The 25,126-nt window shown below is 63.3% G+C and carries 29 protein-coding genes; 18 read left to right on the forward strand and 11 right to left on the reverse strand.

Annotated features, from left to right (window positions below; translation table 11 throughout):
- The first annotated feature begins 8 nt into the window (after nt 1-8).
- Together nadC and J2Y48_RS12905 are read left to right on the forward strand one after the other, a co-directional pair.
- Nucleotides 9-914, forward strand: a complete 906-nt coding sequence (gene nadC, locus J2Y48_RS12900) for a carboxylating nicotinate-nucleotide diphosphorylase (RefSeq protein WP_310418259.1) — start codon at nt 9-11, stop codon at nt 912-914.
- Between the two features lie 86 nt (nt 915-1,000).
- Nucleotides 1,001-1,510, forward strand: coding sequence for a superoxide dismutase family protein (locus J2Y48_RS12905; RefSeq protein WP_310418262.1), 510 nt, complete (start codon nt 1,001-1,003; stop codon nt 1,508-1,510).
- A gap of 136 nt (nt 1,511-1,646) precedes the next feature.
- On the opposite strand, the gene J2Y48_RS12910 is transcribed toward J2Y48_RS12905, so the two are convergent.
- The 8 genes from J2Y48_RS12910 to J2Y48_RS12945 form a co-directional block, all read right to left on the reverse strand.
- Nucleotides 1,647-2,615 carry an NrtR DNA-binding winged helix domain-containing protein gene (locus J2Y48_RS12910; RefSeq protein WP_310418265.1) on the reverse strand — a complete coding sequence of 323 codons (969 nt, stop codon included), beginning with the start codon at nt 2,613-2,615 and terminating at the stop codon, nt 1,647-1,649.
- The gene (locus tag J2Y48_RS12915; RefSeq protein WP_310418268.1) at nt 2,612-3,163 is read right to left on the reverse strand and encodes a tyrosine phosphatase family protein; all 552 of its coding nucleotides are present in this window, start codon (nt 3,161-3,163) and stop codon (nt 2,612-2,614) included. The genes J2Y48_RS12910 and J2Y48_RS12915 overlap by 4 nt, the downstream gene beginning before the upstream one ends.
- Nucleotides 3,160-3,795, reverse strand: a complete 636-nt coding sequence (locus J2Y48_RS12920) for an HD family hydrolase (protein ID WP_310418271.1) — start codon at nt 3,793-3,795, stop codon at nt 3,160-3,162. Before J2Y48_RS12920 ends, J2Y48_RS12915 begins: the two co-directional genes overlap by 4 nt.
- Complete coding sequence (locus J2Y48_RS12925) at nt 3,792-4,634, reverse strand: folate-binding protein (RefSeq protein ID WP_310418274.1); 843 nt, start codon at nt 4,632-4,634, stop codon at nt 3,792-3,794. Before J2Y48_RS12925 ends, J2Y48_RS12920 begins: the two co-directional genes overlap by 4 nt.
- Before the next feature lie 133 nt (nt 4,635-4,767).
- Nucleotides 4,768-5,556, reverse strand: coding sequence for a hypothetical protein (locus tag J2Y48_RS12930; RefSeq protein WP_310418277.1), 789 nt, complete (start codon nt 5,554-5,556; stop codon nt 4,768-4,770).
- 16 nt (nt 5,557-5,572) lie between these two features.
- Entirely contained in the window at nt 5,573-5,842 is a 270-nt protein-coding gene (locus J2Y48_RS12935) for a hypothetical protein (protein WP_310418280.1), read from the reverse strand.
- A 93-nt stretch (nt 5,843-5,935) separates the two neighbouring features.
- Nucleotides 5,936-6,364 carry a TIGR02301 family protein gene (locus tag J2Y48_RS12940; RefSeq protein WP_405030223.1) on the reverse strand — a complete coding sequence of 143 codons (429 nt, stop codon included), beginning with the start codon at nt 6,362-6,364 and terminating at the stop codon, nt 5,936-5,938.
- A gap of 5 nt (nt 6,365-6,369) precedes the next feature.
- Nucleotides 6,370-6,810 (reverse strand): NUDIX domain-containing protein, encoded by a 441-nt coding sequence (locus J2Y48_RS12945; RefSeq protein WP_310418283.1) that lies wholly within the window; start codon nt 6,808-6,810, stop codon nt 6,370-6,372.
- Between the two features lie 153 nt (nt 6,811-6,963).
- Here J2Y48_RS12945 and J2Y48_RS12950 point away from each other — a divergent pair, with 153 nt between their 5' ends.
- Nucleotides 6,964-7,743, forward strand: coding sequence for an SOS response-associated peptidase (locus J2Y48_RS12950; RefSeq protein WP_310418860.1), 780 nt, complete (start codon nt 6,964-6,966; stop codon nt 7,741-7,743).
- Between the two features lie 41 nt (nt 7,744-7,784).
- On the opposite strand, the gene J2Y48_RS12955 is transcribed toward J2Y48_RS12950, so the two are convergent.
- Together J2Y48_RS12955 and J2Y48_RS12960 are read right to left on the reverse strand one after the other, a co-directional pair.
- The gene (locus tag J2Y48_RS12955; protein WP_310418286.1) at nt 7,785-7,961 is read right to left on the reverse strand and encodes a hypothetical protein; all 177 of its coding nucleotides are present in this window, start codon (nt 7,959-7,961) and stop codon (nt 7,785-7,787) included.
- A gap of 251 nt (nt 7,962-8,212) precedes the next feature.
- Nucleotides 8,213-8,350 carry a hypothetical protein gene (locus J2Y48_RS12960; protein ID WP_310418289.1) on the reverse strand — a complete coding sequence of 46 codons (138 nt, stop codon included), beginning with the start codon at nt 8,348-8,350 and terminating at the stop codon, nt 8,213-8,215.
- A gap of 400 nt (nt 8,351-8,750) precedes the next feature.
- On the opposite strand from J2Y48_RS12960, the gene cysS reads away from it, so the two are divergent.
- The 9 genes from cysS to rarD all read left to right on the forward strand — a co-directional run bounded on the left by cysS (nt 8,751) and on the right by rarD (nt 15,577).
- Nucleotides 8,751-10,178 carry a cysteine--tRNA ligase gene (cysS, locus tag J2Y48_RS12965; RefSeq protein WP_310418292.1) on the forward strand — a complete coding sequence of 476 codons (1,428 nt, stop codon included), beginning with the start codon at nt 8,751-8,753 and terminating at the stop codon, nt 10,176-10,178.
- Nucleotides 10,179-10,240: 62 nt separating this feature from the next.
- Nucleotides 10,241-10,519 (forward strand): AbrB/MazE/SpoVT family DNA-binding domain-containing protein, encoded by a 279-nt coding sequence (locus J2Y48_RS12970; RefSeq protein WP_310418295.1) that lies wholly within the window; start codon nt 10,241-10,243, stop codon nt 10,517-10,519.
- Nucleotides 10,516-10,932: a type II toxin-antitoxin system VapC family toxin gene (locus tag J2Y48_RS12975; RefSeq protein WP_310418297.1), complete on the forward strand. Its 417-nt coding sequence runs from the start codon at nt 10,516-10,518 to the stop codon at nt 10,930-10,932. The genes J2Y48_RS12970 and J2Y48_RS12975 overlap by 4 nt, the downstream gene beginning before the upstream one ends.
- Nucleotides 10,929-11,411: a GFA family protein gene (locus J2Y48_RS12980; RefSeq protein ID WP_310418299.1), complete on the forward strand. Its 483-nt coding sequence runs from the start codon at nt 10,929-10,931 to the stop codon at nt 11,409-11,411. The genes J2Y48_RS12975 and J2Y48_RS12980 overlap by 4 nt, the downstream gene beginning before the upstream one ends.
- Nucleotides 11,408-11,902, forward strand: a complete 495-nt coding sequence (locus tag J2Y48_RS12985) for a GFA family protein (protein WP_310418301.1) — start codon at nt 11,408-11,410, stop codon at nt 11,900-11,902. The genes J2Y48_RS12980 and J2Y48_RS12985 overlap by 4 nt, the downstream gene beginning before the upstream one ends.
- 1 nt (nt 11,903) lies before the next feature.
- Nucleotides 11,904-12,380: a GFA family protein gene (locus J2Y48_RS12990; protein ID WP_310418303.1), complete on the forward strand. Its 477-nt coding sequence runs from the start codon at nt 11,904-11,906 to the stop codon at nt 12,378-12,380.
- Nucleotides 12,381-12,456: 76 nt separating this feature from the next.
- Nucleotides 12,457-14,073, forward strand: coding sequence for a citramalate synthase (cimA, locus tag J2Y48_RS12995; RefSeq protein ID WP_310418307.1), 1,617 nt, complete (start codon nt 12,457-12,459; stop codon nt 14,071-14,073).
- Nucleotides 14,074-14,079: 6 nt separating this feature from the next.
- A complete protein-coding gene (locus tag J2Y48_RS13000) occupies nt 14,080-14,505 on the forward strand; it encodes a hypothetical protein (protein ID WP_310418310.1) in 426 nt (141 codons plus the stop codon).
- A 133-nt stretch (nt 14,506-14,638) separates the two neighbouring features.
- A complete protein-coding gene (rarD, locus tag J2Y48_RS13005) occupies nt 14,639-15,577 on the forward strand; it encodes an EamA family transporter RarD (protein WP_310418313.1) in 939 nt (312 codons plus the stop codon).
- A gap of 84 nt (nt 15,578-15,661) precedes the next feature.
- On the opposite strand, the gene J2Y48_RS13010 is transcribed toward rarD, so the two are convergent.
- A complete protein-coding gene (locus J2Y48_RS13010) occupies nt 15,662-16,282 on the reverse strand; it encodes a TIGR00730 family Rossman fold protein (protein WP_310418316.1) in 621 nt (206 codons plus the stop codon).
- A 158-nt stretch (nt 16,283-16,440) separates the two neighbouring features.
- Between J2Y48_RS13010 and J2Y48_RS13015 the strand changes: the two genes are divergently transcribed.
- The 6 genes from J2Y48_RS13015 (at nt 16,441) to J2Y48_RS13040 (ending at nt 25,123) form a co-directional block, all read left to right on the forward strand.
- Nucleotides 16,441-18,600 (forward strand): LysM peptidoglycan-binding domain-containing protein, encoded by a 2,160-nt coding sequence (locus J2Y48_RS13015; protein ID WP_310418319.1) that lies wholly within the window; start codon nt 16,441-16,443, stop codon nt 18,598-18,600.
- Between the two features lie 210 nt (nt 18,601-18,810).
- Nucleotides 18,811-20,700, forward strand: coding sequence for an ABC transporter ATP-binding protein/permease (locus J2Y48_RS13020; protein ID WP_310418322.1), 1,890 nt, complete (start codon nt 18,811-18,813; stop codon nt 20,698-20,700).
- A 214-nt stretch (nt 20,701-20,914) separates the two neighbouring features.
- A complete protein-coding gene (locus J2Y48_RS13025; protein ID WP_310418325.1) occupies nt 20,915-21,613 on the forward strand; it encodes a phosphatidylserine decarboxylase in 699 nt (232 codons plus the stop codon).
- Between the two features lie 88 nt (nt 21,614-21,701).
- Nucleotides 21,702-22,553 carry a CDP-diacylglycerol--serine O-phosphatidyltransferase gene (gene pssA, locus J2Y48_RS13030; RefSeq protein ID WP_310418328.1) on the forward strand — a complete coding sequence of 284 codons (852 nt, stop codon included), beginning with the start codon at nt 21,702-21,704 and terminating at the stop codon, nt 22,551-22,553.
- A gap of 408 nt (nt 22,554-22,961) precedes the next feature.
- On the forward strand, nt 22,962-23,411 hold the full coding sequence (locus J2Y48_RS13035; protein ID WP_310418331.1) for a MarR family transcriptional regulator: 450 nt from the start codon (nt 22,962-22,964) through the stop codon (nt 23,409-23,411).
- 2 nt (nt 23,412-23,413) lie between these two features.
- The gene (locus tag J2Y48_RS13040) at nt 23,414-25,123 is read left to right on the forward strand and encodes an MFS transporter (RefSeq protein ID WP_310418863.1); all 1,710 of its coding nucleotides are present in this window, start codon (nt 23,414-23,416) and stop codon (nt 25,121-25,123) included.
- The last annotated feature ends 3 nt before the right edge of the window (nt 25,124-25,126 follow it).

Raw genomic sequence — 25,126 nt, forward strand, 5'->3', positions numbered from 1 at the left:
CAATAGCGATGACAGCACCCAACCTTCCCGTTCTTTCGCCGTTCCTGATCGAGGATCAGGTGCGCGCCGCCCTTGTCGAGGACCTTGGCCGCGCCGGCGACATCACCAGCCAGGCGACAGTCGCGGCCGGCATGACGGCGGAGGCGGAGCTGAACGCGCGTGAGCGCGGCGTGATCGTCGGCATGGAGCTCGCGGCCGCCGCGTTCCGGCTGATGGACCCGGCGATCGTTTTCGAGGCCATGGTCCGGGATGGTGATCGGGTCGAGCCCGACACCGTGCTTGCGCGGGTTTCCGGGCCGGCGCGCGGCGTGCTCTCGGCCGAACGCGTGGCGCTGAACTTCCTCATGCACCTGTCGGGTGTCGCCACCTACACGGCGGCCTTCGCCGGCGAAATCGCCCACACCACGGCGCGGGTCTGCTGCACCCGCAAGACCATTCCCGGGCTGCGCGCGCTGGAAAAATACGCGGTGCGGATGGGCGGCGGCTCGTCACATCGCTACGGGCTCGATGATGCCATCCTGATCAAGGACAATCACATCGCCGTCTCCGGCGGCATTGCCGGCGCCGTCCGTGCCGCGCGTGAATTCGCCGGCCACCTGGTCAAGATCGAAGTTGAAGTGACCACGCTGGAGGAACTGGAGGAGGCGCTGGAGGCCGCTCCAGACGTCGTCCTGCTCGACAATATGGGGCCGGAACTGTTGCGCCGCGCCGTCGAGATCAACTGCGATTGTGCCGGCCTGACGGATGACGACTATGTCGGCGACCCGCGCCGGGTGAAGCTCGAGGCGTCCGGCAACGTCAATTTCAAGACGATCCGCTCCATCGCCGAAACCGGCGTCGACTACATCTCCACCTCGAAGATCACGATGGCGGCGCCGACGCTCGACATCGGGCTGGACGTGGTCGTACGATAAATTTTCGCTGAAAGACGCTTTCGGGGAACACGCCGCCTCTGGGTGTGTTCATATCCTGTCTCCACTCCAGATGGGAAGGACGTCAGATGACCCGGCATGTTGTACCATTCGCCGCGGCAATTTTCGTCGCCGCATCCGCTTTCGCCCAGGACGGTAACTCCGCGAAGGCCGATTTCATTGGGCTATCAGGGACCGAAATCGGTCGCGTCCTGCTGACCGAGAGCGATGGCGGGGTCTTGCTCGAAATGGAACTCACCGGCTTGCCGCCACGCAAGTGGGTGGCCCTGCATATTCACGAGACGGGGGCCTGTGATCCGAAGGATGGTTTCAAGTCGGCGGGCGCCCACTTCAATCCCCTTGGCAAAAAGCATGGATTTCTTTCCGCCGAGGGGGCCCACGCCGGGGATATGCCGAACCAGTATGTCGGCGACGACGGCGTCCTGCGGGCTCAGGTCTTCGATGCGTCTGTTTTGCTCGAAGACAAGGAGAGAGGCATTCGTGGCCGAGCGGTCGTCGTGCACGGCGGGTCGGACAACTACCGCACCGATCCGGCCGGCGGGGCTGGCGATCGCGTGGCCTGCGCGGTCATTCCTTGAAGCATGTCACCCGAAAGTGGGAACCGGTTTCGGGACAAAGACAGCGAAAGAACAAGGACCTAAAGCGTGGCAAGCGATTTGACAGATCGCGACGCGCTTTAGAACACGCGCACTCGCCATATCGGGCAGCGTGTGGCTACCGTCCGCCGACCTTCAGTCCCGGCGCTGGGCGCTCTTGCAGAATCTGCCTCCGGAAATGGAACAGCGCCGCAGGACGGCCGCCGGTCTCCGAGGTGGTTCCTCCCGTCGGCTCCACCAGTTCCGCTCCCTCGACGAGGCGGCGGAAGTTCTGCTTGTGCAGGTGGCGGCCCGAGATCGCCTCGACCGTCGCCTGCAGTTCCGTCAGCGTGAATTCCGACGGCATCAGCTCGAAAATGACCGGGCGATACTTGATCTTTGCCCGCAGCCTCGCAACCGCTGTTGCCAGGATGCGCCGGTGATCGTGCTGCATGGCAAGGCCGACGGCTGCCTTGCCGGGTGCACGGCCGTCGGTCACCGCCTCCTCCGCAAGCCCGCCTTCATAGAGCAGTTCGTAGCGTTCTAGGACCCGCTCCTCATCCCAGGGGAAGTCGTCGAGTCCGAAGGCGAGCCTCAGTCGCGTTCTGCGATTGGGAAGCGACTTGCCATCGTTCTGCCAACTCGCCGCTGCCCATTCCGACAGGGCGGGAATGATTGTCTGGTCAAGCACGGCCGGTCGCCCGTGCCGCCAGTCTTCCCACGGCAGGAAGGCATACCAGTCCCGCCAGTGGGCGCCGGTCGCCTCCAGTCTTTCGGTTGCCTCGGCATCCATGCGCGTTAGCGCCAGGTAGCCGACCGAGACCATGTGCGTACCCGCCTCGCTCGGCGATTTCTGCCGACCGCGATCGCCGAAGGTGTAAAGCTGCTCGATATAGCCGAGCTTCAGCGCCGTCTGCTGCTCGACGCTCGCGCGCAGGCTGGTTTCAAAGGTGCGATGCCGGGCCGGTTCGAACGGGCCGAAGGGGAGGGCCTCGCGCTCGCCAGCCCCGCCCCCGACAGTCAGGATCGCTGGTCCCCGATTGAAGATGGCCACCACTGCCGCGTTCAGGCCGATTTCGACGGGCGGCGACGGCGACGGCACGATCATGGGGCGGCTCCAGCGTCTGTTTCGGTCACTGCAGGTTCGATGTCGAAGAAAAATGGCTGCTCGCCGACATAGTCGGCGCCTCGTCCGATCTGCTGTACCGCCCGAACAAGCCGGCCGTTGCGTGACAATAGCGCGTCGCCAATTCCGACGATTCGGCTGTTGGGCGTTGCCTGGCGCGAGGCGACGCGCAGGCGAAGTGCAATCGCATCATCGTCCTGGTCGGGAGAGACTGCAAGAGCCGCGATCAACGCGGCGGCCGGCGAGCGGGAAACGCCCATCATGCAATGGATCAGGAGGGGCGCCTGCCGGTCCCAGTTCCGGGCGAAGGCGATGATCGCCTCGACATGTGCTTCCTGCGGGGCAACCAGATCGCCGGTACCGGCGAAGGCGATGTCATTGACGCCGAGCACGAGATGACGCGCCGGATCGATCACCGCCGGGCGGTGGAAATCCTGTTTCGGCGCAACGAGGCTGATCATCTCCCGGCATCGGTTCCGTACGGCCATTTCGGCGATGCGCGAAAGCGGCGCGACGACGATCCTGCTCATGCCTGCGGCTCCAGGGCCGCGCCGGCACGGGTGGCCTCGATCGCCGCGAAGCGCTCGGCAAACCGCCGCTGCGCCTCGACGGCCGGCATGGGGGTGATGGTCAGCAGGTCCAGCGTCACGCCGCGCGGTTCGCCGAAGAACTTCGCCGCCTCGACACGCGAGAAGCCGGCAAGTTCGGTCGCCTCGAAGAAGGCGGCGATGCGGTCCGCCTTCTTGATTTTCTCCTTCAGCGCGCGCGGTGTTTCCGCGGGCAGGCCGAACCGCAGATGTACGGCCGCCTCCAGCCGCTTCTCCACCGTCTTGTAGCCGCCGCCGACGACGGCCTTGAAGGGCGAGATCATGTCGCCGATCACATATTCGGGTCCGTCGTGCAGCAACGCCATCAGGCAATCGTCCGGCGTGCAGCGGTTCTGGTGGCGGAAGATCGTTTCCACGAGCAGCGAATGCTGGGCGACGGAAAACGCATGGTCGCCGGAGGTCTGGCCGTTCCAGCGGGCGACGCGCGCCAGCCCATGGGCGATGTCGGAAAGCTCCACATCGAGCGGCGAAGGATTGAGCAGGTCCAGCCTGCGTCCGGACAGCATCCGTTGCCAGGCCCGCGGCTCGATCTTCGGCCGTGGCGCGCCGCTCATTGTGCCGGTGCCTCGGCGCTTTCGCCGGGAAAATCGAGCCCGGTCCATTCCGGAAGCCACGCCTCGACTTCGACGTCACCTGCAAGAACCGGCGCGCCCGCGCGCATGGCGTCGGCGACGCGGTCGATGCGAACGATGGCAAGGCCATCCTGCCCGACAACCGTACCAAGCGTGCCGACCGGTTTGCCCTCGGCCGTCAGTTCCGCGCCGGGTGCCGGAAGCGCTGCCGCCGCCCGAAGGATGACCGGCCGCCGCCGGGCCGTGCCGCGATGTTGCATACGGGACACCACTTCCTGCCCGACAAAGCAGCCCTTGCGGAAGGAAACCCCGCCGGAGAGATCGAGCAGGATATCGTGCGGAAAGACGTCCGAAAGGGCAAAGTCCTTGCCGGATTCGACAATGCCGTGCGCAATCCGCAGCGCGTCGTAGGCGGCAGGTTCATCGCTGCCACCGGCGCCCGGCCGGCGCAGGACCCGTTGTCCGGCCTTGAGGAAGCGACCGTCGACGACGCCTTCTCCCTCGCTGCCCCAGGTGATGGTCGTGTGTGTCTCCGCCAAGGGAGAAATCTCCACGGCGGCGCGCAGTTTGTAGATGGCCAGACGCTTGACCAGCGCCTCGCGCTGTTCTTCGGCCGTCTCGATGAGAAAGCCGCCGGAAGGGACGCGACTGACGAGAAAATCGAACAGGATCTTGCCCTGTGGCGTCAGAAGTGCGGCGGTGCGGGCCTCGCCTTCCGGCAATGAGACCACGTCGCAGGTGATCAGTCCCTGCAGGAAATCTTCGGCGTCGCCGCCGGCAACAGTGATGTGGGCGCGTCCGGCAAGTGTGACGGCAGGCATGGTTTGATCCAGTTCCCAGTTGGCGCGAAGAAGCACGCACAAAATCATGTGTTTCAGTTGAGAGGTAGAATGTCGGATCAGGCTTCGCAAGGCCCAAGCCTATGGTGCGCGCCCGCGGGCGAAGCGAGCCGGCTCAATCGCCCGCGACGAAGAATTTCCACTGCCCGTCCGGCGCGATGCCGACGCGATAGAAATTGTAGCCGCCAAATTCCTGCATGTCGGCAAAATCACCCGCCGTGACGATGCGGAGAAGCTCCACCTTTTCCGGCGGCGACAGATTGTCGAGCGACTTTTCGGTGAAATACGGCCAGACATACGTCTCGTTCGGCGTGCCGGCGTCGACCTTGACGAAACCCGTCGCCAGGACATCGAGCAGGATCGCCAGGATCTCGATGCCGTCCGGATCGCCGGAAAGGCCTTTCAGAGTGGTAACCGGGTCATCGTCGCCGTCGGCGACGGAAACCTGCGTCTGTGTCGGTCCCTTGCCGAGCAGCGGTCGCAAACGCTCGATATCGCCGGATGCCGCGGCCTCGACGATCAATTCGCGCATCCGGCGAACGGCTTGGGGCGCCTTGTCGATGTCGTAGATCACTTCGACCGGCGTTTCAGGTTCGGTGACGGTGTTGGTTTCGGGCTTCGCTGCCTCCTGCTCGGCCGTGTCCTTGCGAATCAGCGGATCGGGCATCGGCAGTTGCAGGCGCCGCGCGCCTTCGTCCGGAATGGTTTCGGTCTCGGTCGCCGCGCCATCGTCTGCGGGCGTTTCCGTCGACTTGTCTTCGGTGTGCTGTCCGGGAACCTGCTGCAACTCGCTGAGTGCGAAGGCAGGTGAAGTTGGGCCGAGTGTTCCCGTGACCGTCAACAACAAGGAAGCAGCGAACACGCTGCCGCGAAGCAGCCTGATGCGGTCGACGAACCTGTGCATTGTCCCGATCTCGCCCCTATTGAAGCGTGCGCTCAGGAGAGAACTCGCCGGCAAGCATGCGCTCGCGCAGGGACTGCAGCATGGCCTCGGCACCTTGCTCGCCGAGAACGCGAATCGTTTCGCGCATGGCCAGCGCGATGGCGGCGTCGGCGATGATCTCCGGCTCGATGCCGTCAGCCATGCCGTCCGCCCAGGCCTCGTTCTGGTATTCCAGCGCGGCCTGCATCTTCTCATGCACGATCATCTCGTCGATATCGTTGAGGCTAGGTTCCATCATATGATCCATGCGCGGCATCTACTTCTTTACCAGACTGTTAACAACCTTATCAGCCTTTTCCCAAAACGACACGGGGCAGGACGAAAAGAGGTTAATTATCCTCTAATTTCCGAACCGGGCGGTAATTTCGGTGGCCAGTGTTGCACCTTCGTTACGGTATTTCTCTTCTGCGACGACGGCCTGCGCGGTGCAGGTGGCATAAACCGAGGCGAAGGAGCGATAGCCGCGGTTAAAGGCGGCAGTGAGGCGCTCCTTGCGGGCCTGCTCGTTTCCGGCTTCCATCGAAATGAGGTTTTCCATCGCCTTCCGCCAAGTGTCCTCGCCGTCCTTCAGGCAAAGGTTGCGCAGATAGTGGACGGATCCGAGAATCTCCGACAGCCGCTCCAGCCGTGCGTCATAGGGCGCAGGCTTGCTTTCCGGCGCGGGCTGAGCCGTCGAAGCCGCGTTGGGGGCGGCGCCAGGCTTTTCCTGTGCCATGGCGGGCCACGTCACGGACAGCAGCAGCAGGGCGAGGTGGGCAAGCTTCACCATCGTGCCTAGCTCATTCCGACGCGGTGAAATGGTGCAGCAGCCTGTTGCCCACGATCAGCCTCCAGGCGACGGATGCAGTCTCGCACGCTCTCAGGGGCGGGCAGCGCGGCGACTTCCTCCGCCGTGAACCAGCCGAGATCGGCCGCATCGTCGGCGGCGACGGCGACTGCGTCGGGGTCTGCTTCGACACGAAAGACGGACAGGAAATAGTGGCTGCCGGTCGTGCTGCTCTTCAGGTCGTAGGTGGCGTAGAGGCGAGGTTCGCGCGCGACGATGCCGGTCTCTTCAGCAAACTCGCGCAGCGCCGTCTCGGCCGGCGTCTCGCCCGATTCGGCACGGCCGCCGGGGAAGGCATACATGTCGGCCGCCGGCGGATTGCGCCGCAGCACCAACAGGTAGCGGCCGTCGCGCTCGAGAATGGCAGAGGAGGCTGCTTGGGGCGACATCGGCGAATCCGGACTGTTCATTGACCCTTTATAGGTACTCCCCGTAGATTGTTCCAGACTGGCGTGCCGGCGGAACGAACGGCATCCGGTATTGAAATGAAGCGTACCGCTGCCCATCCGCGGGAGACGGTGCGCCGGGCGGGATCGGTTATCATGTGCGGGCGATTTGCATTGACGGAGCCGGCAGCGCGGCTGGAGGAGTTTCTCGACGTCATGGACGTGGAGGAATTTCCGCCACGCTACAACATTGCGCCGACCCAGCCGGTTCTCGTTGTTATCTCCGGCGATCGCCAGCTGCCGGGAAGCAACCTGCCGGAGCGCAAGGCGATTCTGGTCCGCTGGGGATTGACGCCGTCGTGGGTGAAGGATCCGCGCGAGTTTCCGCTTCTGATCAATGCGCGCGCCGAAACGGCGATCGGCAAGGCCTCGTTCCGGGCCGCCATGCGCCATCGCCGCATCCTGGTGCCGGCGACCGGTTTCTACGAGTGGCGTCGCCCGCCAAAGGAGACAGGGGAAAAGTCGCAAGCCTACTGGATCCGGCCGCGAAGCGGGCGGATCGTTGCTTTTGCTGGGCTGATGGAAACCTGGTCTTCGGCTGACGGGTCCGAGATCGACACCGGCGCGATCCTGACCACGAGGGCCAATGGTTCGATCGGCCGGATCCACGACCGGATGCCGGTTGTCATCCGCCCGGAGGACTTTGCCCGCTGGCTGGATTGCACGACGCAGGAGCCGCGCAATGTCGCCGAACTTCTGACTCCGGTGGAAGATGAATTCTTCGAGGCCATCCCGGTATCCGATAAGGTCAACAAGGTGGCGAATGTCGACCCCGACATTCAGGAGCCGGTGGCTGAGGCGCTGATTGCGCCCCCTTCCGCGCAAAGGAAAAAGCGCGCGAAGGACGACGATTCCGGCCAGCTTTCACTGCTCTGAGGCGGTGGAGCGCGCGAACGCAAGCCGCGACCCTCAACAGGTCACGCGTCCACCAGCTTCACGCCGGCCGGAAGTTCCCGCCTGACGCTTGGAACTGCTGGCTTGCGTTGGCTCGCGGCGGCAAGCACAGCCTTCAATCCCAGTGGTTTGTACTGCTCCACCAGCGGCTTGGAGCTCTCCAGATGCGCGGTCGTTTTCTTCGCTCGTTCCGTACCCATGTTTAACTCCCATTAACAAATACGGCGGCACCAAGATATTCATGACGGATCTTGGATCTCTATTTTGCATTAGCACATGAATTTGGTCAAAGTTCGCCAGAAATTCGAGTTATGTTGGGTCCTGCTGTCGCTTTGGATGTGGTTGTTAACAGAAATTAACCTGTTTAGAGTATAATTCTTCGGTTGTGGTGTTTCGTTTTCGCGGAGGGCCGGCAACGCCGGCCATCGTGCTGCCAATTGCGCCGCTTTCGTCAGGCGTTCGGTATGTTCGAATCCCGCATGCGCGCCTTCAGTTGCAGCGCTGCGGCGAGAACCGCCTTCAGCCCCAGCGGCCGATAGCGATGGATGAGGTCGCATCCGGATTTCGATTTCTTGTTCGTCTTCGTCATTTCGTTCTTCCTTGGTCGCTTCGGAGGATCATGTGACATCCTTTCGCACATCGCTCACCGCACGGGTGTCACCGGGGAAACAGGCCATCAAACCTATGTCTGGCGACCGCGAATCCGTGTCCGAGGAAACAGGCTGCAATCATGACGAATTGGCGGCGGCGGGTGCGGGTGACTGGCGTGCGCACAAATAAAATCAAGATGTGTGTCGCAGGAGGCGCAGGGTGCTCTTGACCATCGATGAAACCAGCGCGATAAAGCCTGCCATGAAAACGGGTCTCTGCATTATTTGCCGGAGCATTATTCGCTAGCCTCACCGCTGGCTTGGCCGTTTTCGTCTCCTGAAATCCCCAGATGACAAACGGGCCGGGCCAACCGGACGCTTGCCCATGGGAGATTTTTGATGGCCGACAAACCGGTCCTGACCTTGTACAACACGCTCACGCGGTCGAAGGCGCCTTTCGAGCCCATCGATCCGACCAATGTCCGCATGTATGTCTGCGGTCCGACCGTCTACGATTTCGCCCATATCGGTAACGCACGCCCGGTCATCGTCTTCGATGTGCTGTTCCGCTTGCTGTGCCACGTCTATGGCGAACAGCACGTGACCTATGTGCGCAACATCACCGACCTGGACGACAAGATCAACGCCCGCGCGTTGCGCGATTTCGGCGCCGACATCAAGGCCGGAACGATCACGCTGAACGAGGCGATCCGCCGGGTGACGGAGAAGACCGCCAACCAGTTCCACAGCGACGTTGCAATGCTTGGCACCCTGCCGCCGACGCAGGAGCCACGCGCCACCGATTTCGTGGAGAAGCGGGCGGACGGCCGCGCCGACATGATCACGCTGATCGAGCGGCTGATCGAGCGCGGCCATGCCTATCAGGCCGGCGGCGAGGTGCTGTTCGACACGTCCTGGTCCGAGTACGGCGACCTTTCGAAGCGCAATCTCGACGAGCAGCAGGCCGGCGCCCGCATTGCCGTCGAGGGACACAAGAAGAGCCCAGGCGATTTCGTGCTGTGGAAGCTGTCCTCGCCGGAAGAGCCGGGCTGGGACAGCCCGTGGGGCCGGGGACGTCCGGGCTGGCACATCGAGTGCTCGGCCATGGCGGCCGCCTATCTCGGCGAGACCTTCGACATCCACGGCGGCGGGCTCGACCTGATCTTCCCGCACCACGAGAACGAAATCGCCCAGTCGCGCTGCGCCCACGGCACGAAGGTGATGGCGAACGTCTGGATGCACAACGGCTTCGTCCAGGTCGAAGGCCGCAAGATGTCGAAGTCGGAAGGCAACTTCGTCACGATCCACGACCTGCTGCACACGGAAACCTTCGGTGGCCGCAAATGGCCGGGCGAGGTGCTGCGGCTGGCGATGCTGATGACGCATTACCGCGAGCCGATCGATTTCTCGGTGAAGCGGCTGGAAGAGGCCGAGCGGCTGCTCGCCCGCTGGCCGGCAGAGGAGGCGGGCGAGGGGCCTGTCGATCCGGCGGTGCTTGCGGCCCTTGCCGACGACCTCAATACGGTCGCCGCCGTCCAGGCGTTGCACGCGCTGGCGCAGAAGGCAGCCAATGATCCCACTGCGGCGGCAAGCTTCCAGGCGAGTGCCGCGCTTCTCGGCGTCAAGCCAAAAAAGGTCGAGATTTCAGCGGCATTGGAGGCCAGTGTTGAATCGATCATTCAACTCCGCCTGGAAATGCTTAAGGCCAAAAACTTCGCCGAGGCCGACAAGATCCGCGACGACCTGCTGGCCAAGGGAATCCAGCTCAAGGACGGCAAGGACCCGCAGACGGGCGAGCGAGTGACGACCTGGGAGGTGAAACGGTGAGGTTTGCGCACAAGGTATGAAAGGCATATGCTCAGGCATATGCCACTCCAGTGGAGGCTGCCATGAATGTAGTCCGCGTCGAAAAGACCGGCGAGACGGAAGCCGGCGAAAGGGTTGTCAAGCTGTTTCGCAACGGCCGCAATCAGGCTGTGCGGATCCCGGTGGAGTTCGAACTGCCGGGCGACGAGGCGATCATGCGCAAGGAGGGCGACCGGCTGATCATCGAACCAAAGGAGCGAAAGAGCGATCTCCTGGAGTGGCTGGCGACGCTGGAGCCTTGGGATGAGGAATTTCCGGATCTGGACGAGAGACAGCCACCTCCGGAGGATGTCGATCTATGACAGGCTTCCGCTACATGCTCGACACCAACGTCATTTCGCAGATGGTGCGCAGCCCCGCCGGCGCGGTCACGATGCGCGTTGCCGAGGTCGGAATCGACAGCCTGTGCACCAGCGCGATCGTGGCGTCGGAGTTGCGGTATGGGCTTAGGAAAAAGGGATCGAACCGGCTCTCCAGCCTCGTCGAGAACGCACTGGAGCGCATCGCCATCGTGCCATACGACGAAGACGTTTCTTGGAAGTATGCCGAGGCGAGATTCGAGCTTGAGAAAATCGGCCAACCGATCGGCTACACCGATCTGTTCATCGCTGCACATGCACTTGCGCTCGGCTTGACGCTCGTGACCGACAATGCGCGCGAGTTCGTTCGCGTCAGGGGCCTGAATGTGGAGAACTGGCAGGAGGCCACCCCATGACCGATACCGTCTACACCGGTGGTTGCCAGTGTGGTGCCGTTCGTTTCCGCGTTCGGGGCCAACTGAAGGATGCCTCCATCTGCCATTGCCGCATGTGCCAGAAGGCCTTTGGCGCCTATTATGCGCCGCTCGTCTCGACGCGCGGCGCCGAACTCGTCTGGACGCGCGGCGAGCCGAAGCGCTTCCGGTCCTCCAACTTCGCGTCACGTGGCTTCTGCGCCGAGTGTGGCACGCCGCTGACCTATGAGGCGCCGGACGGGGTCGCAATCGCCGCCGGTGCTTTTGACGACCCTTCTCAACTACCGCCGACCATACAGTTCGGCACGGAAGGCAAGGTCGCTTTCGTGGATCGCCTCCACACCTTGCCTGGACGCACGACGGAGGAGGATGTGGAGGAAGCTCCCTTCGTCCTCGATATCGTCTCCAACCAGCACCCCGACCACGATACCGTGGCCTGGCCTCCGGAGGGACGGCCATGAGCATTGCGCGGATCTATACGGGCGGATGCCAGTGCGGGGCGGTACGCTATCGCGCCGAGGGCACGCTCGACGATCCGCACCTGTGCCACTGCCGCATGTGCCAGAAGGCGGCGGGAAACTATTTCCTGCCGCTTGCGAACGCCGCTCGCGATACCTTCCGGCTGACCCGCGGCGAGCCGGGCTGGTTCCAGTCGTCGCAGCACGTGCGCCGCGGCTTTTGCCGGGATTGCGGTACGCCGCTCTTCTACGATGTGCCGGTGGAAGGTTTCGTCAACATCGTGCTCGGTTCGCTCGACGATCCCGAGGACGTGCGCCCGCATTCGCAGTCCGGCGTCGAGGCGCGCGTGCCGTGGTTTTCGCAGCTTTCGCGCCTGCCCGAGCGGGAAACGGATCCGGACGGGCCGGCCGGGCGCGAGCATCACATCAAAGTTCTGGAGACAAACCGCCAGCACCCGGACTACGACACGGACCACTGGCCACCGGAGGACTGATATGACCGAAACCTATCGCACCGGGGGCTGCCAATGCGGCGCCGTCCGTTTCCGCATCCACGGCCAGCTCGGGCGCCCGTCGATCTGCCACTGCCGCATGTGCCAGAAGCAGTTCGGCGGTTTCTTCTCCGCGCTCGTCACGGCGCCGAAGGGCGGCGTGGAATGGACGCGCGCGCAGCCCAGCTACTTCCAGTCATCCGTCAACATCGATCGCGGTTTCTGTAAGAACTGCGGCACCCCGATGACCTATCGCCATCCGGGCGGACTCGAGATCGCCGTCGGCACCTTCGACGACCGTTCCGATCTCGCCCCGCAGGTCCAGGTCAACCATGCCGCGCGGCTGCCGTGGGTGGAGACGATCTTCGACCAGCCGGTCCACGACGACCCCGACTACTATTCGCGGCAGGAGGCGATCATCTCCTTCCAGCACCCCGACCACGAAACCGACCAGTGGCCATCGCAAGGGTTGAAGATCTAGGGGGGTCACCGCCGGGATCTCGACAAGAACTGACGCAGAAAAGCCGCGTGGGATACCACCGGCAAGGGACATGAGCATGACCAGAGAACGCATCTACCTCTTCGACACGACGCTTCGTGACGGCCAGCAGACGCCGGGCGTGGATTTTTCGGTCGAGGACAAGATTGCGATTGCCGCAATGCTCGATGAATTCGGTCTCGACTATGTGGAGGGCGGCTATCCCGGTGCCAACCCGACCGATACCGCCTTCTTCGGAAAGAGGCGCACGCGCAGTGCACGCTTCGTCGCCTTCGGCATGACCAAGCGCGCCGGCGTCTCAGCCTCCAACGATCCGGGTCTTGCGGCCCTTCTGGAGGCGGCAAGCGATGCCGTCTGTCTCGTCGCCAAAAGCTGGGACTATCACGTGCGCGTGGCGCTCGGCTGCAGCAATGAAGAGAACCTGGAATCCATCAGCGCCTCGGTCGCAGCTGTTGTTGCGGCTGGCAAAGAGGCCATGGTCGACTGCGAGCACTTCTTCGACGGCTACAAGGAAAATCCCGCCTACGCGCTCGCCTGCGCCAAGGCGGCTTATGACGCCGGCGCCCGCTGGGTCGTTCTGTGCGATACCAATGGCGGCACGCAGCCGCCGGAAATCCGTGACATCGTCGCCGCCGTGATCGCCGCCGGGGTGCCGGGCGCCAATCTCGGCATTCATGCCCACAACGATACCGGGCAGGCGGTTGCCAATTCGCTGGCGGCCGTGGAAGCGGGCGTGCGCCAGATCCAGGGTACGCTGAACGGCATCGGCGAACGCTGCGGCAACGCCAATCTCGTGACGATCATTCCGACGCTGGTGCTGAAGGAGAGCTACGCGGAGCGCTTCGAGATCTCGATCGACCGGGAGCGCCTGCAGGGGCTGACCCGGCTATCGCACCAGTTCGACGAGTTGCTGAACCGTTCGCCCGATCACCAGATGCCCTATGTCGGCGCCTCCGCTTTCGCCACGAAGGCCGGCATCCATGCCTCGGCGCTTTTGAAGGATCCGCGGACCTACGAGCACGTGCCGCCGGAAAGCGTCGGCAATCTGCGCAAGGTGATGGTTTCCGATCAGGGCGGCAAGGCCAACTTCATCAACGCGCTGAAACTGCGCGGGATCGTCGTCTCCAAGGACGACCCGAAGCTCGACCGGCTGATCGAGGTCGTCAAGGAGCGCGAGGCGACGGGTTATGCCTATGAGGGCGCGGATGCCAGCTTCGCGCTGCTTGCCTCCCGTACGCTCGGCACCATCCCGCAGTTCTTCCATGTCGAGAGCTTCCGCGTCATGGTCGAGCGCCGCTATGACGCCAACGGCAACCTGAAGACGGTCTCGGAGGCGGTGGTGAAGGTCGTCGTCGACGGCGAGACGATGATGTCGGTGGCGGAGGGGCACGGCCCGGTCAATGCGCTGGATCTGGCGCTGCGAAAGGATCTCGGAAAGTTCCAGAGTGAGATCGAGGATCTCGAACTGGCGGATTACAAGGTCCGCATCCTCAATGGTGGCACGGGAGCCGTCACCCGCGTCCTGATCGAATCGACGGACGCTACCGGTGCGCGCTGGTGGACGGTTGGCGTCTCCGACAACATCATCGACGCTTCGTTCCAGGCGCTGATGGACAGCATCATCTACAAGCTCCTGAAGAACCGCGGTGAAGCGGGCAGGGTGGCGGCGGAGTAGGCGACCATGCGCATGATGGCAAAACTCGCCCTGATGGTTCTTGCGGTAGGTCTTGCGGCTTTCCTCCTCGTGACGCTGGCGCAGGTCTCGACGTCGGCTGGTGACGTGCTCTACGGCAAGCCGCTGCGGCTCGACCCCGACGACGGGTTGGCGATTCTCGTCATCGCCATCATCCTGACACCCGGAGCGCTGACCGCCTGGCTTGCTGAAACGCTTGCCGGCGGGCGGCTGAAGGCAAGCACGAGGGCGCTGCTGATCATCGCCTGCAACGGCATCGTTGGCGGCCTTTTGCTGGGTCTCTTTGCCAGTCTCGACGACTACTTCACCGCACCCGGCTGGGAGCCTGCCTATGCGATCATTGGCGCGATAGCAGGGGCGGCCTGCGGCGCGCTCCAATCATCCCTGACGGCTCGGATTGCAGGCCGCGGCTAGAATGAAGCGCGCTTCATCTACCCTTCACCGAAATGAATTGGTGTATTCAGTGCGGTTGCATTAATAAAACCATCTCGAACTGTTGCGCGGACGCAACCTCGCGCTGCGCCACCTGAAAGCAGGATTCAACTCCATGGCCGACCAGACCAACGCGCCGGAGGCGACGAACGGGGATTCCCTGCGCGGATTTCTCTTCGCGCTCACGGCCTACCTCCTCTGGGGAGTTCTGCCCTTCTTCATGAAGGCTGTGGCACATATTCCTGCGGCCGAGGTCGTGGCGCACCGTATCGTCTGGTCCGTTCCGATCGCTGGGCTCATCCTACTCTGGCTCGGGCGCACGGCCGACATCTGGAGAGCGCTGCGATCGCCACGCGTGCTTTCCATGGCGATGCTCACAGCTGTGCTGATCACCATCAACTGGGGCATCTATGTCTGGGCGATCGCGGCGGGACAAGCGATTGAGGCCGCGCTCGGCTATTACATGAACCCGTTGTTTTCGATCTTCCTCGGCGCCGTCATCCTGAAGGAAAAGCTGTCGGGGGCGCAGATTGTGTCGATCGCGCTTGCCGCCGCGGCTGTCGCGATTCTTGCCATCGAGGCGGGCGGCCTGCCCTGGGTCTCGATCGCGCTTTGTATATCCTGGGGATTCTATGCTTTCTTCCGCAAGACCCTGCCGATCGGGCCGAACCAGGGCTTTTTCCTGGAGGTCATGCTTCTGAGCATCCCCGCGCTCGGCTACATCGTCTGGCTGGAGGCGACCGGTCGCGGCCATTTTGGCGATACCGGTACGACTGATCTTGTCCTGTTGCTTTCCTGCGGCGTCGTCACCGCCGTACCGCTGATGGTCTTTGCCAACGGTGCCAAGCTTCTCAGACTCTCCACCGTCGGCATCATGCAATACATCACGCCGACGATGATCTTCCTGACGGCCGTGTTCTTCTTCCACGAGCCGTTCGGTCGCTCGCAGATGGCCGCTTTTGCGCTGATCTGGGCGGCAGTAATCGTTTACTCCGGGTCGATGCTGACCAATGTTCGTCGCCGGCGCCCCCAGGCGCTCAAGCCGGCGGAATAGCGCTTCGGAAGAGGGGCCCGCTTCAGAGCGCGCGGCCACCCGCTCTGAAGGGCGCGCCGCGCTTTGACCGGATAGGGGCTGGACCTACAGCCTTGCGATGATCCCCGCTTCGCCGCCGCGCTCGACGGTACCGGACCAATGATCGATCAGGGCGGGGACGATCTGGTCGGGCTCGTCGATGACAATCGGCTGGACCAGGTGGGCGGCGTGCACGAAGCCGGCATCGGCCATGTGTCGCATCAGCTTCAGCATCGGGTCCCAGAAGCCGCCGATATTGGCGAAGACGATCGGTTTGCGGTGGCGGCCGAGCTGTGCCCAGGTCATGATCTCGACGATCTCCTCGAGCGTGCCGATGCCGCCCGGCAGCGCGACAAAGGCGTCGGCGCGCTCGAACATCTTGTGTTTGCGCTCGTGCATGTCGGCCGTGACGATCAGTTCGGAGAGTTGCCCGAGCGAATGGCGGGTCGCCTCCATATCGATGAGGAATTGCGGTATAATTCCTGTCACCCGCCCCCCACCGGCAAGCACCCCGCTGGCGACCGCTCCCATGATGCCCTTGGTGCCTCCGCCGTAGACGAGGCGGAGGTGATTCGCGGCCATGGACTGGCCGAGCGTCCGGGCGGCGTTGATGTAGGCGGAATCACGGCCCGGCTGGGAACCGCAATAGACGCAGATGGCTCGAATTGGCATGGTTTCATCGTTCATGGTCAGATTGAGCCATCCCATACCGGGGCAGGTCAAGGAAAATGACATAAAAGGCACGGCGAATTCGTGTGCAAACTGGCCGCAAGCTTGTGGAAACCCTTAGGAATCGCTAGCAATTCCGAGGGGAATAGCGGCGTGCCGCGTGGAGATTCTAAGAGATGAAGTACAAGACCGGCCTGATTGCGGTAGGCGTGTTGGCGGCAGCCACGGCACTGATGGTGTTTTTCGTCCTTCCGAACATCGACGAGGACCAGGCGCCCGAAGCAACCCAGCAGGCCGAGCAGCCCGCGAGCGAAACACCGGCGGTCCAAGCGCCGGCGTCCGCCGCAAAGCAGGCGCGCACGGAAACTGCCCCGGACGCAGCCGCCACGCAGACGGATGGGCAGGCGGACGGCAAGGGCGGATCCGAAACGGCGAGCGCCGACTCGGCGGCCGCTTGGCAGGCACCGTCCTTCGACCTGCTGCGTGTCGAGCCGGATGGGTCCACCGTGATCGCCGGCCACGCCGAGCCGAACAAGGAGCTGCAGATCCTGAGCGGTGAAACGGTTGTCGCCACGACCGAAGTCGGCCCCTCCGGCGATTTCGCCGCTGTCTTCGACAAGCCGCTCGCTGCCGGCGATCATGAGCTGGCGCTGCGTATCCTGGGTGAGGGCGGCCTTGCCAAGACTTCGCAAGAGGTCGCGACCATTTCAATTCCGAAGGACGGGAGCGGAGAACTGCTTGCCATGGTCACGAAGCCCGGTTCGGCCAGCCGTCTGATCACGGTGCTTCAGGGGCCGCAGGGCAATGTGAAAACGGGTGTGGCGCCATCTGAGGGCAGCGCAACCGACACTGCCGCGCTGCCCACGCCGGATGCCGGCGTTGCCGGGCAGGCGCCAGGAGGTGCTGAAACCCCGGCGGCAACCGGCGATCAGGCTGATCTGCCGAACGTGCGTATCTCGGCCGTCGAACTCGAGGGCGACAAGATGTTCGTCGCGGGCACGACGAAGCCGGACACGCTGGTCCGCATTTATGCCAACGACAAGCTCCTCGGCGAGATCAAGTCCGATCCGCAGGGGCGTTATGTGGTCGATGGCCAGATGTCGCTTCCGGTCGGCCGCCATACCATCCGCGCTGACGTGATGAGCCAGGACGGCGCCAAGGTTGAGCTGCGCGCCTCCGTCCCCTTCGATCGTCCCGAAGGCGAGCAGGTCGCGGTCGTGGCCCAGGACCAGGGCACGGCCGGTCAGGCCGGCACCACGCTCGGCCTGATCGACGACGGCGCCTTCGACAAGCTTCGGGCGGAGGCGAACAAGGCGGTCGCCCTTCTGAGCGGACTCTATGCCAACGGGAACCTGCCTTCGGCCGAGGAACTGGCGGCGGCGCGCTCGGCCACCGAGATCGCCTTGCAGTCGCTGGCGGCTTACAAGGCGCCGCCCGGTGGCCCCGGCGAAGTGATTGCCGCGCGTGTCTCGGCCGTGGCCGCCGATGCGCTGGCGAAGCTGAAGGCGCTTCCGGCCGATGCCGCGACCGTCGGCCAGTCCATCGCGGCCATCGAAGCGTCCGTCAAGGATGCCCTGACCCCGGCAACCAACGGCAACGCCGCGGCCAAGGACGTCGCGCAGGCGCCGACGGTCGATATCGGCAAGCTCGAGTCCGAAGTGGCTGAATTGAACGCGAAGTTCTCGAACCTGTTCGCGGAGGGCAACGCACAGGCCGACGCCATTCAGGCTTCCCGCAGCGCGCTTACGACCGCGCTCGGAAGGATTACGGCCTATTCTGCGCCGACCGGAACGGATGCCGACCGGCTGGCGTTGGTAGACAAGCTGAAAGCCTGGGCAAAGTCGGCGGAGGAGGCTTTGGCCAAACTCCCGGCCGATGCGCCGAAGGAGAGCTATGCACAGGCACTCGCGACGCTGAAGGCCGCCCCTCCGGTCGTCCTCTCCGCATCGGCAGAATCCGCCGCGGCGACCGGCAGCCAGGCAGCGGACGCAGGTGCTGTGCCGCCGGTAGCCGATACGAAGCCCGCGGACGCGGGCACGCAAGCGGCTGTGACTGGTACGGAGGCTCAGGCGTCAGCCGAGCAGCCGAAAACCGTGGAGCAGGCGCCTCTGAAGGAGAGCAAGACCTCCGTCATCATCCGCCGCGGCGATACGTTGTGGCAGATCGCCCGCCGCGTCTATGGTCAGGGCGTGCGCTACACGTCGATCTATCTCGCCAACGAGGACCAGATCACCAATCCGGACCGCATCCTGCCGGGGCAGATCTTCGGCGTTCCTGACGAGGCGATGCCCGAGGCGGAGGCGGAGGAAATGCACCGCAAGCGCCTCAAGAACTAGCGTGTCACCCGAAAGGGAAAGGCATGCGAGAAAATCAACAAAAGCGCAGCAGGTAAGGCCCCGACGCGCTTGAGCGTTCTCGTCGACTTGGCGTCCGAACATTGTATTGCGGGCCCGTGCACCCTATGTCAGTCCATGCGGCGTCCTGTTGGGACGCCGCATTTTTTCATGAAAGCTTGAGCCGGAACCATTCGGCACTCGGAGGCGTGCGTGGCGGCCACAACGAAGAAAACGGTTTCAGCCGATACCAGCAATCCGTTCGGAACCATCGTCAATCTCTGGCCCTACATGTGGCCCGAGGACCGGCCCGATCTGAAGATGCGGGTGGTCTGGGCGACGGTCTTCCTGCTCCTCTCCAAGCTCGTTCTGCTGCTGGTGCCCTATTTCTTCAAATGGGCGACCGACGCGCTGGGCGGCAAGACGGATGTGGTGGGCTTGCTGCCGCCCTTCCTGCTCGGCGCGGTGATGCTGGTGATCGCCTACAATTTCGCGCGCATCTTCCAGGCCGGATTGAACCAGCTTCGCGACGCCCTGTTTGCCAGCGTCGGCCAGTATGCCGTGCGCCAACTCGCCTACAAGACCTTCGTCCATCTCCATCGTCTGTCGCTGCGGTTCCATCTCGAGCGGCGCACGGGAGGGCTTTCGCGCGTCATCGAACGCGGCACCAAGGGCATCGAGACGATCGTCCGCTTCACCATCCTCAATTCCGTCCCGACCATCATCGAGTTCCTTCTGACGGCGGTCGTGTTCTGGGTCGGCTACGGCTTCAGCTATCTCCTCGTCACCGCGGTCACGGTCGCGCTCTATATCTGGTTCACCGTCCGCGCCAGTGACTGGCGCATCGCCATCCGCCGCTCGATGAACGAGAGCGATACGGAGGCGAACACCAAGGCAATCGACTCGCTGCTCAACTTCGAAACGGTGAAGTACTTCGGCAACGAGGACATGGAGGCGAAACGCTTCGATCAGTCGATGGCGCGCTACGAGCGCGCGGCGACGCAGGTCTGGACCTCGCTCGGCTGGCTGAACTTCGGCCAGGCACTGATCTTCGGCGTCGGCACGGCGGTCATGATGGTGATGTCGGCGCTGGCCGTCCAACGCGGCGAGCAGACGATCGGCGACTTCGTCTTCGTCAATGCGATGCTGATCCAGCTGGCGATCCCGCTGAACTTTATCGGTTTCGTCTACCGTGAAATCCGCCAGGGCCTCACCGACATCGAGCAGATGTTCGATCTCCTTGAAGTGCATGCGGAAGTCGAGGACCGCCCGGGCGCGGGGCCGCTTGCGATCGGCGCCGGCGCAATCTCGTTCCGCGACGTTCATTTCGCCTACGACCCCGCACGGCCGATCCTGAAGGGCGTCTCGTTCGAGGTCCCGGCCGGCAAGACCGTCGCAGTCGTCGGTCCCTCCGGGGCCGGCAAGTCGACCTTGTCGCGCCTGCTCTACCGCTTCTACGATGTTCAGCAGGGGGCGATCACGATCGATGGGCAGGACGTGCGCGACGTAACGCAGAAGTCGCTGCGCGCAGCGATCGGCATGGTGCCGCAGGATACCGTGCTGTTCAACGACACGATCGCCTACAACATCCGTTACGGCCGGCCGTCGGCAACCGACGAGGAGGTAAGGGCGGCCGCTGACGTTGCCCAGATCAGCGGCTTCATCGAGCACCTGCCGGGTGGTTTCAAGTCGATGGTCGGCGAGCGTGGCCTGAAGCTGTCCGGTGGTGAGAAGCAGCGCGTGGCGATTGCTCGCACGATCCTGAAGAGCCCGCCGATCCTGATCCTCGACGAGGCGACTTCGGCGCTTGATACCCGCACCGAGCAGGAGATCCAGGCTGCGCTCGAGCTTGTCTCGAAGAACCGCACGACCCTCGTCATCGCCCACCGGCTGTCGACCGTGGTTTCGGCCGACGAGATCATCGTGCTGAAGGACGGCCGGATCTCCGAGCGCGGCACCCATGCCGGACTGCTTCGTCAAGGCGGCCTCTACGCCTCGATGTGGAATCGCCAGCGCGAGGCGACGGAAGCCGAAGAGCATCTCAAGCAGGTTCGCGATGCGGACGAGCTTGGTGTGGTCGTGCGAGGCGCTCCAGTGAACTGATCGTGACGAGCATGGTGGCCGGAGGTCACCATGCTCCCAGGGTCCTCGACAGCACCGATCTGTTGATCGCTCGGGGACAAGGTCCGGGGCAACCAGAAGCTCCGCTCATGGCCGATGAATCCGTGCCGATTGCCGACCACTTGCTGCATCGCCGCATTGCCCCCGCCGCGGTTTCGCGCTAGTTGCAGTGCGCAAGAGAAACGGAGAGGTATGCATGAGTCTGGTCGGTACGGTGCGAAACACCCTGGTTCCCGTCCATCGCGACGGCTGGAAGTTCGTTGCCATCTTCTTCGTGGTGTCCCTCGTGCTTGGGCTCCTGTGGGAACCGTTGATGTGGATCGGTTTCATCCTGACGGCCTGGTGCGCCTATTTCTTCCGTGACCCCGAGCGCGTCACCCCGCAGGATCCGGACCTCGTCATCAGCCCGGCGGACGGCCGTGTCTCGTCGATCGCAATGGTGACACCGCCGCTCGAGCTTGAGCTTGGCTCCGAGCCGATGCTGCGCATCACCGTCTTCATGAACGTGTTCAATTGCCATGTGAACCGTGCGCCGATGCGCGGCAGCGTTCGTCGCATCGCCTATCGCGCCGGCCGGTTTCTCAATGCTGAACTGGACAAGGCGAGCCAGGAGAACGAGCGCAACAGCCTCGTCATCGATACGGCGCACGGCGAGATCGGCGTCGTTCAAATCGCCGGTCTCGTGGCCCGCCGTATCGTCTGCTGGACCTCGACATTCGATCGTCTCGAGGCCGGTGAACGCTTCGGTCTGATCCGTTTCGGGTCGCGACTCGACGTCTTCCTGCCGGCCGGTGCCGAAGCACGGGTTGCGCTCGGCCAGACGGCGGTCGCCGGCGAGACCGTGCTTGCGGAGTTCGGTTCCTCGAAGGGGCCAACACTGGGACGCCGGGGTTGACAGGGGCGCGGGATCGCGTGATTTCGGAGTTCGGTGTCTTGCCGGATCGACATCAGTGCGTTCCGGCCTGCAAACAAAGCGAGCCGAAATGAAAACGCCGTTCCACCCCTATGAGCCGAACGGGCCGAATGATGAGGCCCGCGGCCCGCGTCTGCGTCAGATCCCGTTGCGGGTGATCATCCCGAACCTGATCACGATCCTTGCCATCTGTGCCGGCTTGACCGGCATTCGCCTCGCCTTCGAAAATCGCTACGAGCTCGCTGTCGGCATGGTGCTGCTGGCAGCCTTCCTCGACGGTATCGACGGGCGTGTCGCCCGTCTTCTCAAGGCGACGTCGAAATTCGGCGTACAGATGGATTCGCTGGCCGATATCGTCAATTTCGGCGTTGCGCCGGCGTTGGTGCTCTACGTTTTCGTGCTGGACCAGGCCCGCTCGATCGGCTGGATCGCAGCCCTCATTTTCGCCATCGCTGCCGGCCTGCGTCTTGCCCGCTTCAACGTGATGGCAGAGCGGGAGACCAAGGCAAGCTGGCAGAGCGAGTATTTTGTCGGCGTTCCGGCGCCTGCGGGCGCCATGCTCGTGCTTCTGCCGGTCTATGTCGGCTTCCTGGGCGTGGCGCCGAGCCAGCCCTTCGCCCTGATCGCTTCGGCCTATACCGTGCTGATCGCCTTCCTCCTCGTCAGCCGTGTCCCGGTCTGGTCCGGCAAGTCCGAGGGCGGGCGCATCCGCAAGGATCTGGTCCTGCCCGTCATGCTCGCCATCGTCATCTATGTTGCGACGCTCATGAGCTTCACCTGGGAGACGATGGTCGTGACCGTCGCCCTCTACCTTGCGTCGCTGCCCTTCGGCGCGCGTGCCTGGTACCGCAAATATGGCGGCTGGCCAGCGACCGATTCCTCGGTCGAGAACCCGTTTCCCGGCGAAAGCGACGAACACTGAAGACGGACGGACACGCCGTTCGTACAAAGTGCATTCCGACATGGAACAAGTAAGGCGCGGCAGATTTCGCGCCTTACTTGTTGTCAAAACCCTGATTCCGATTTTTCTTTTGCTAGCATCGCCCAATTCCTCCGTCATGCCGGGCTTGATCCGGCATACATTGCGCTCAAGTCCTTGAACGCAAATGACTCTCTCGCACCGCAGACGCGGCTCGACCCCGGACCTCCGGGGTGGCGGAAGGAGGGGGCGCTCCAAAGCAACCAGTTTTTTCATTGGCCTTGAGAGCGGCATGCAAATGCCGCGTCGCTGCTTTGCGTTGCCGATTCCAGGCCTGTCTTGAAAATCGGGCCGGATGGTGTTATTTAGCATGATAATTAGTAGCAAGCTAATAATATTCAGGCTAGGAAAATGTCCAGAACCAGTTCCCGCGACATCATTCTCGACGAACTCTCCCGCGCCGGTCGCAAGATGCGCGCGCTGTTCGATGCCCGGGTGAAGGAGAGGGGGCTGACGCTGTCGCGTGGCCGAGCACTCCTTGTCCTCGGCAAGATGCCGAACCTGACCCAGCGCGAGCTCGCTGACGAGCTCGATATCGAGACGCCGACGCTCGTGCGTTTGCTCGATGGCATGGAGAAGCAGGGTTTCATCGAGCGGCGCAACGTCGAGGGTGATCGGCGGGCCAAGCACATCGCCATGACGCCCTACGGCGAACAGGTCGCCGAAGAGATCACCTCGCTCGCAAAGGAATTGCGCCGCGATCTCCTGCGCGGGGTCAGCGAGGCAGACATGGCAACGGCCGTGCGGGTTATCCGTGCCATTGCCGAAGGTGCGATGACCTCCTGTCGGGAGAGTGTGTGACCATGTCTGCCGGAGCGGTAAGCAGCACCGCCGAAGAGGACGGGCCGCAACGTCACCTGACGGCGGCCAATGACGATGCGCCTGCATCTGACCTGCCGGCGCGGCCATCCGAGCAAGCTGCGCCTGCGGAGACTGTTTCACCACGCAGCCTGCCGGCCGTCGCCTATATCGGCGCATCCTCTCTCCTCGCCCTGACGCAGGGTTTCGGGATGAACATGATTGCGGGCAACCTGCAGCAGCTGCAGGGTGCCTTTGGTGCGACCCAGTCCGAGGCCACCTGGCTGATCGCAGCCTATCTGGCACCGAACGTCTCGCTCTCCGTGGCGCTCATCAAGGTACGCGCGCAGTACGGCATCCGCACTTTCGCGGAGTGGAGCATCGTGCTCTTCGTGCTCGTGTCGGTGCTGCATCTGTTCGTGACCGACCTGCAGTCGGCGATCGCGCTCCGCTTCGTCGCCGGTATCGCAGCGGCCCCGATGTCCAGCCTTGCCTTCCTCTATATGATCGAGAAGGTTCCGCCGCAGCATAAGTTGACCTGGGGGCTGACGGCGGCGCTAACCAACATTGCGCTCGTACCATCCCTGACGCGGATCATGTTTCCGACGTTGTTCGAGCTCGGCGGCGTGCATGGCCTGTATCTTTTCGAGCTTGCGCTCGCGATGGCGAGCTTCGGTGCGATCTATCTACTGCCGCTCAACTCGCCGCCTCGGGTAAAGGTAATCGAACGACTTGATATCGTCAGCTATCTCTTTGTGGCCGTCGGTTTCGGTTCGCTCGCGATCGTGCTGACCACGGGCCGGCTCTACTGGTGGCTGGAGGCACAGTGGGTGGGCGAGCTTCTTGTCCTGTCCTTTGTATGCCTGACGATTGCGGCTTTGATCGAGCTGAACCGCAAACAGCCGTTCATCGACATCCGTTGGCTGGTGAGCCCGGAGATCCTCCATTTCACGACGGTGCTGCTGCTCTTCCGCCTGCTTCTGACCGAGCAGACGGCCTCCGCCACGAACTTCTTCCTTGTCATGGGGCTGCAGACGGACCAACTGACCGGGCTCTACACGGTCATCGCAATTGCGACGATCATCGGCGGCGTCATCTGCGCCTGCCTGATTAAGCCGGGGCGGGAGCCATATATCCATCTTGTGTCGCTGGCACTGATCTCGATCGGTGCCTGGATGGACAGTCGCGCGACCAACCTGACCCGGCCGCAGGACGTCTATTTCAGTCAGGGCCTTGTCGCCGTCGCCAGCGTCATGTTCCTGCCGCCTTCAATGGCGCACGGGCTGATGAACGCGCTGAAGAAGGGGCCGAACTACATCTTCTCCTTCATCATCCTGTTCCTGGCCACACAGAGCCTGGGTGGTCAGCTTGGCTCTGCCGCGCTCGGTACGCTGATCACGCTGCGCGAAAAGTTCCATTCGAACGTTCTCGCCCAGAGCATCACGCTGACCGATCCGATCGTTGCGGGCCGCGTAAACCAGTTGTCGGCCGTCTATGGCCACACGCTGACCGATAAGGCTCTCCTCAACGCGGAGGGCACAAGCCTTCTCAGCCAGCAGATCACCCGCGAAGCGAACGTGCTCGCCTACAATGACGTGTTCATGCTGGTTTCCGTTCTGTCGGCGGGCGCCGCCGCGTGCCTGCTGCTCCATCTGATTTTCAACGCCATCAAGACTCGCCTCCGGAACACTGTTCCGGTCGAGCTTGCCGCCTGAGTA

The sequence above is a fragment of the Mycoplana sp. BE70 genome (assembly GCF_031455855.1).
In the GTDB taxonomy this organism is placed as follows: Bacteria; Pseudomonadota; Alphaproteobacteria; order Rhizobiales; family Rhizobiaceae; genus Mycoplana.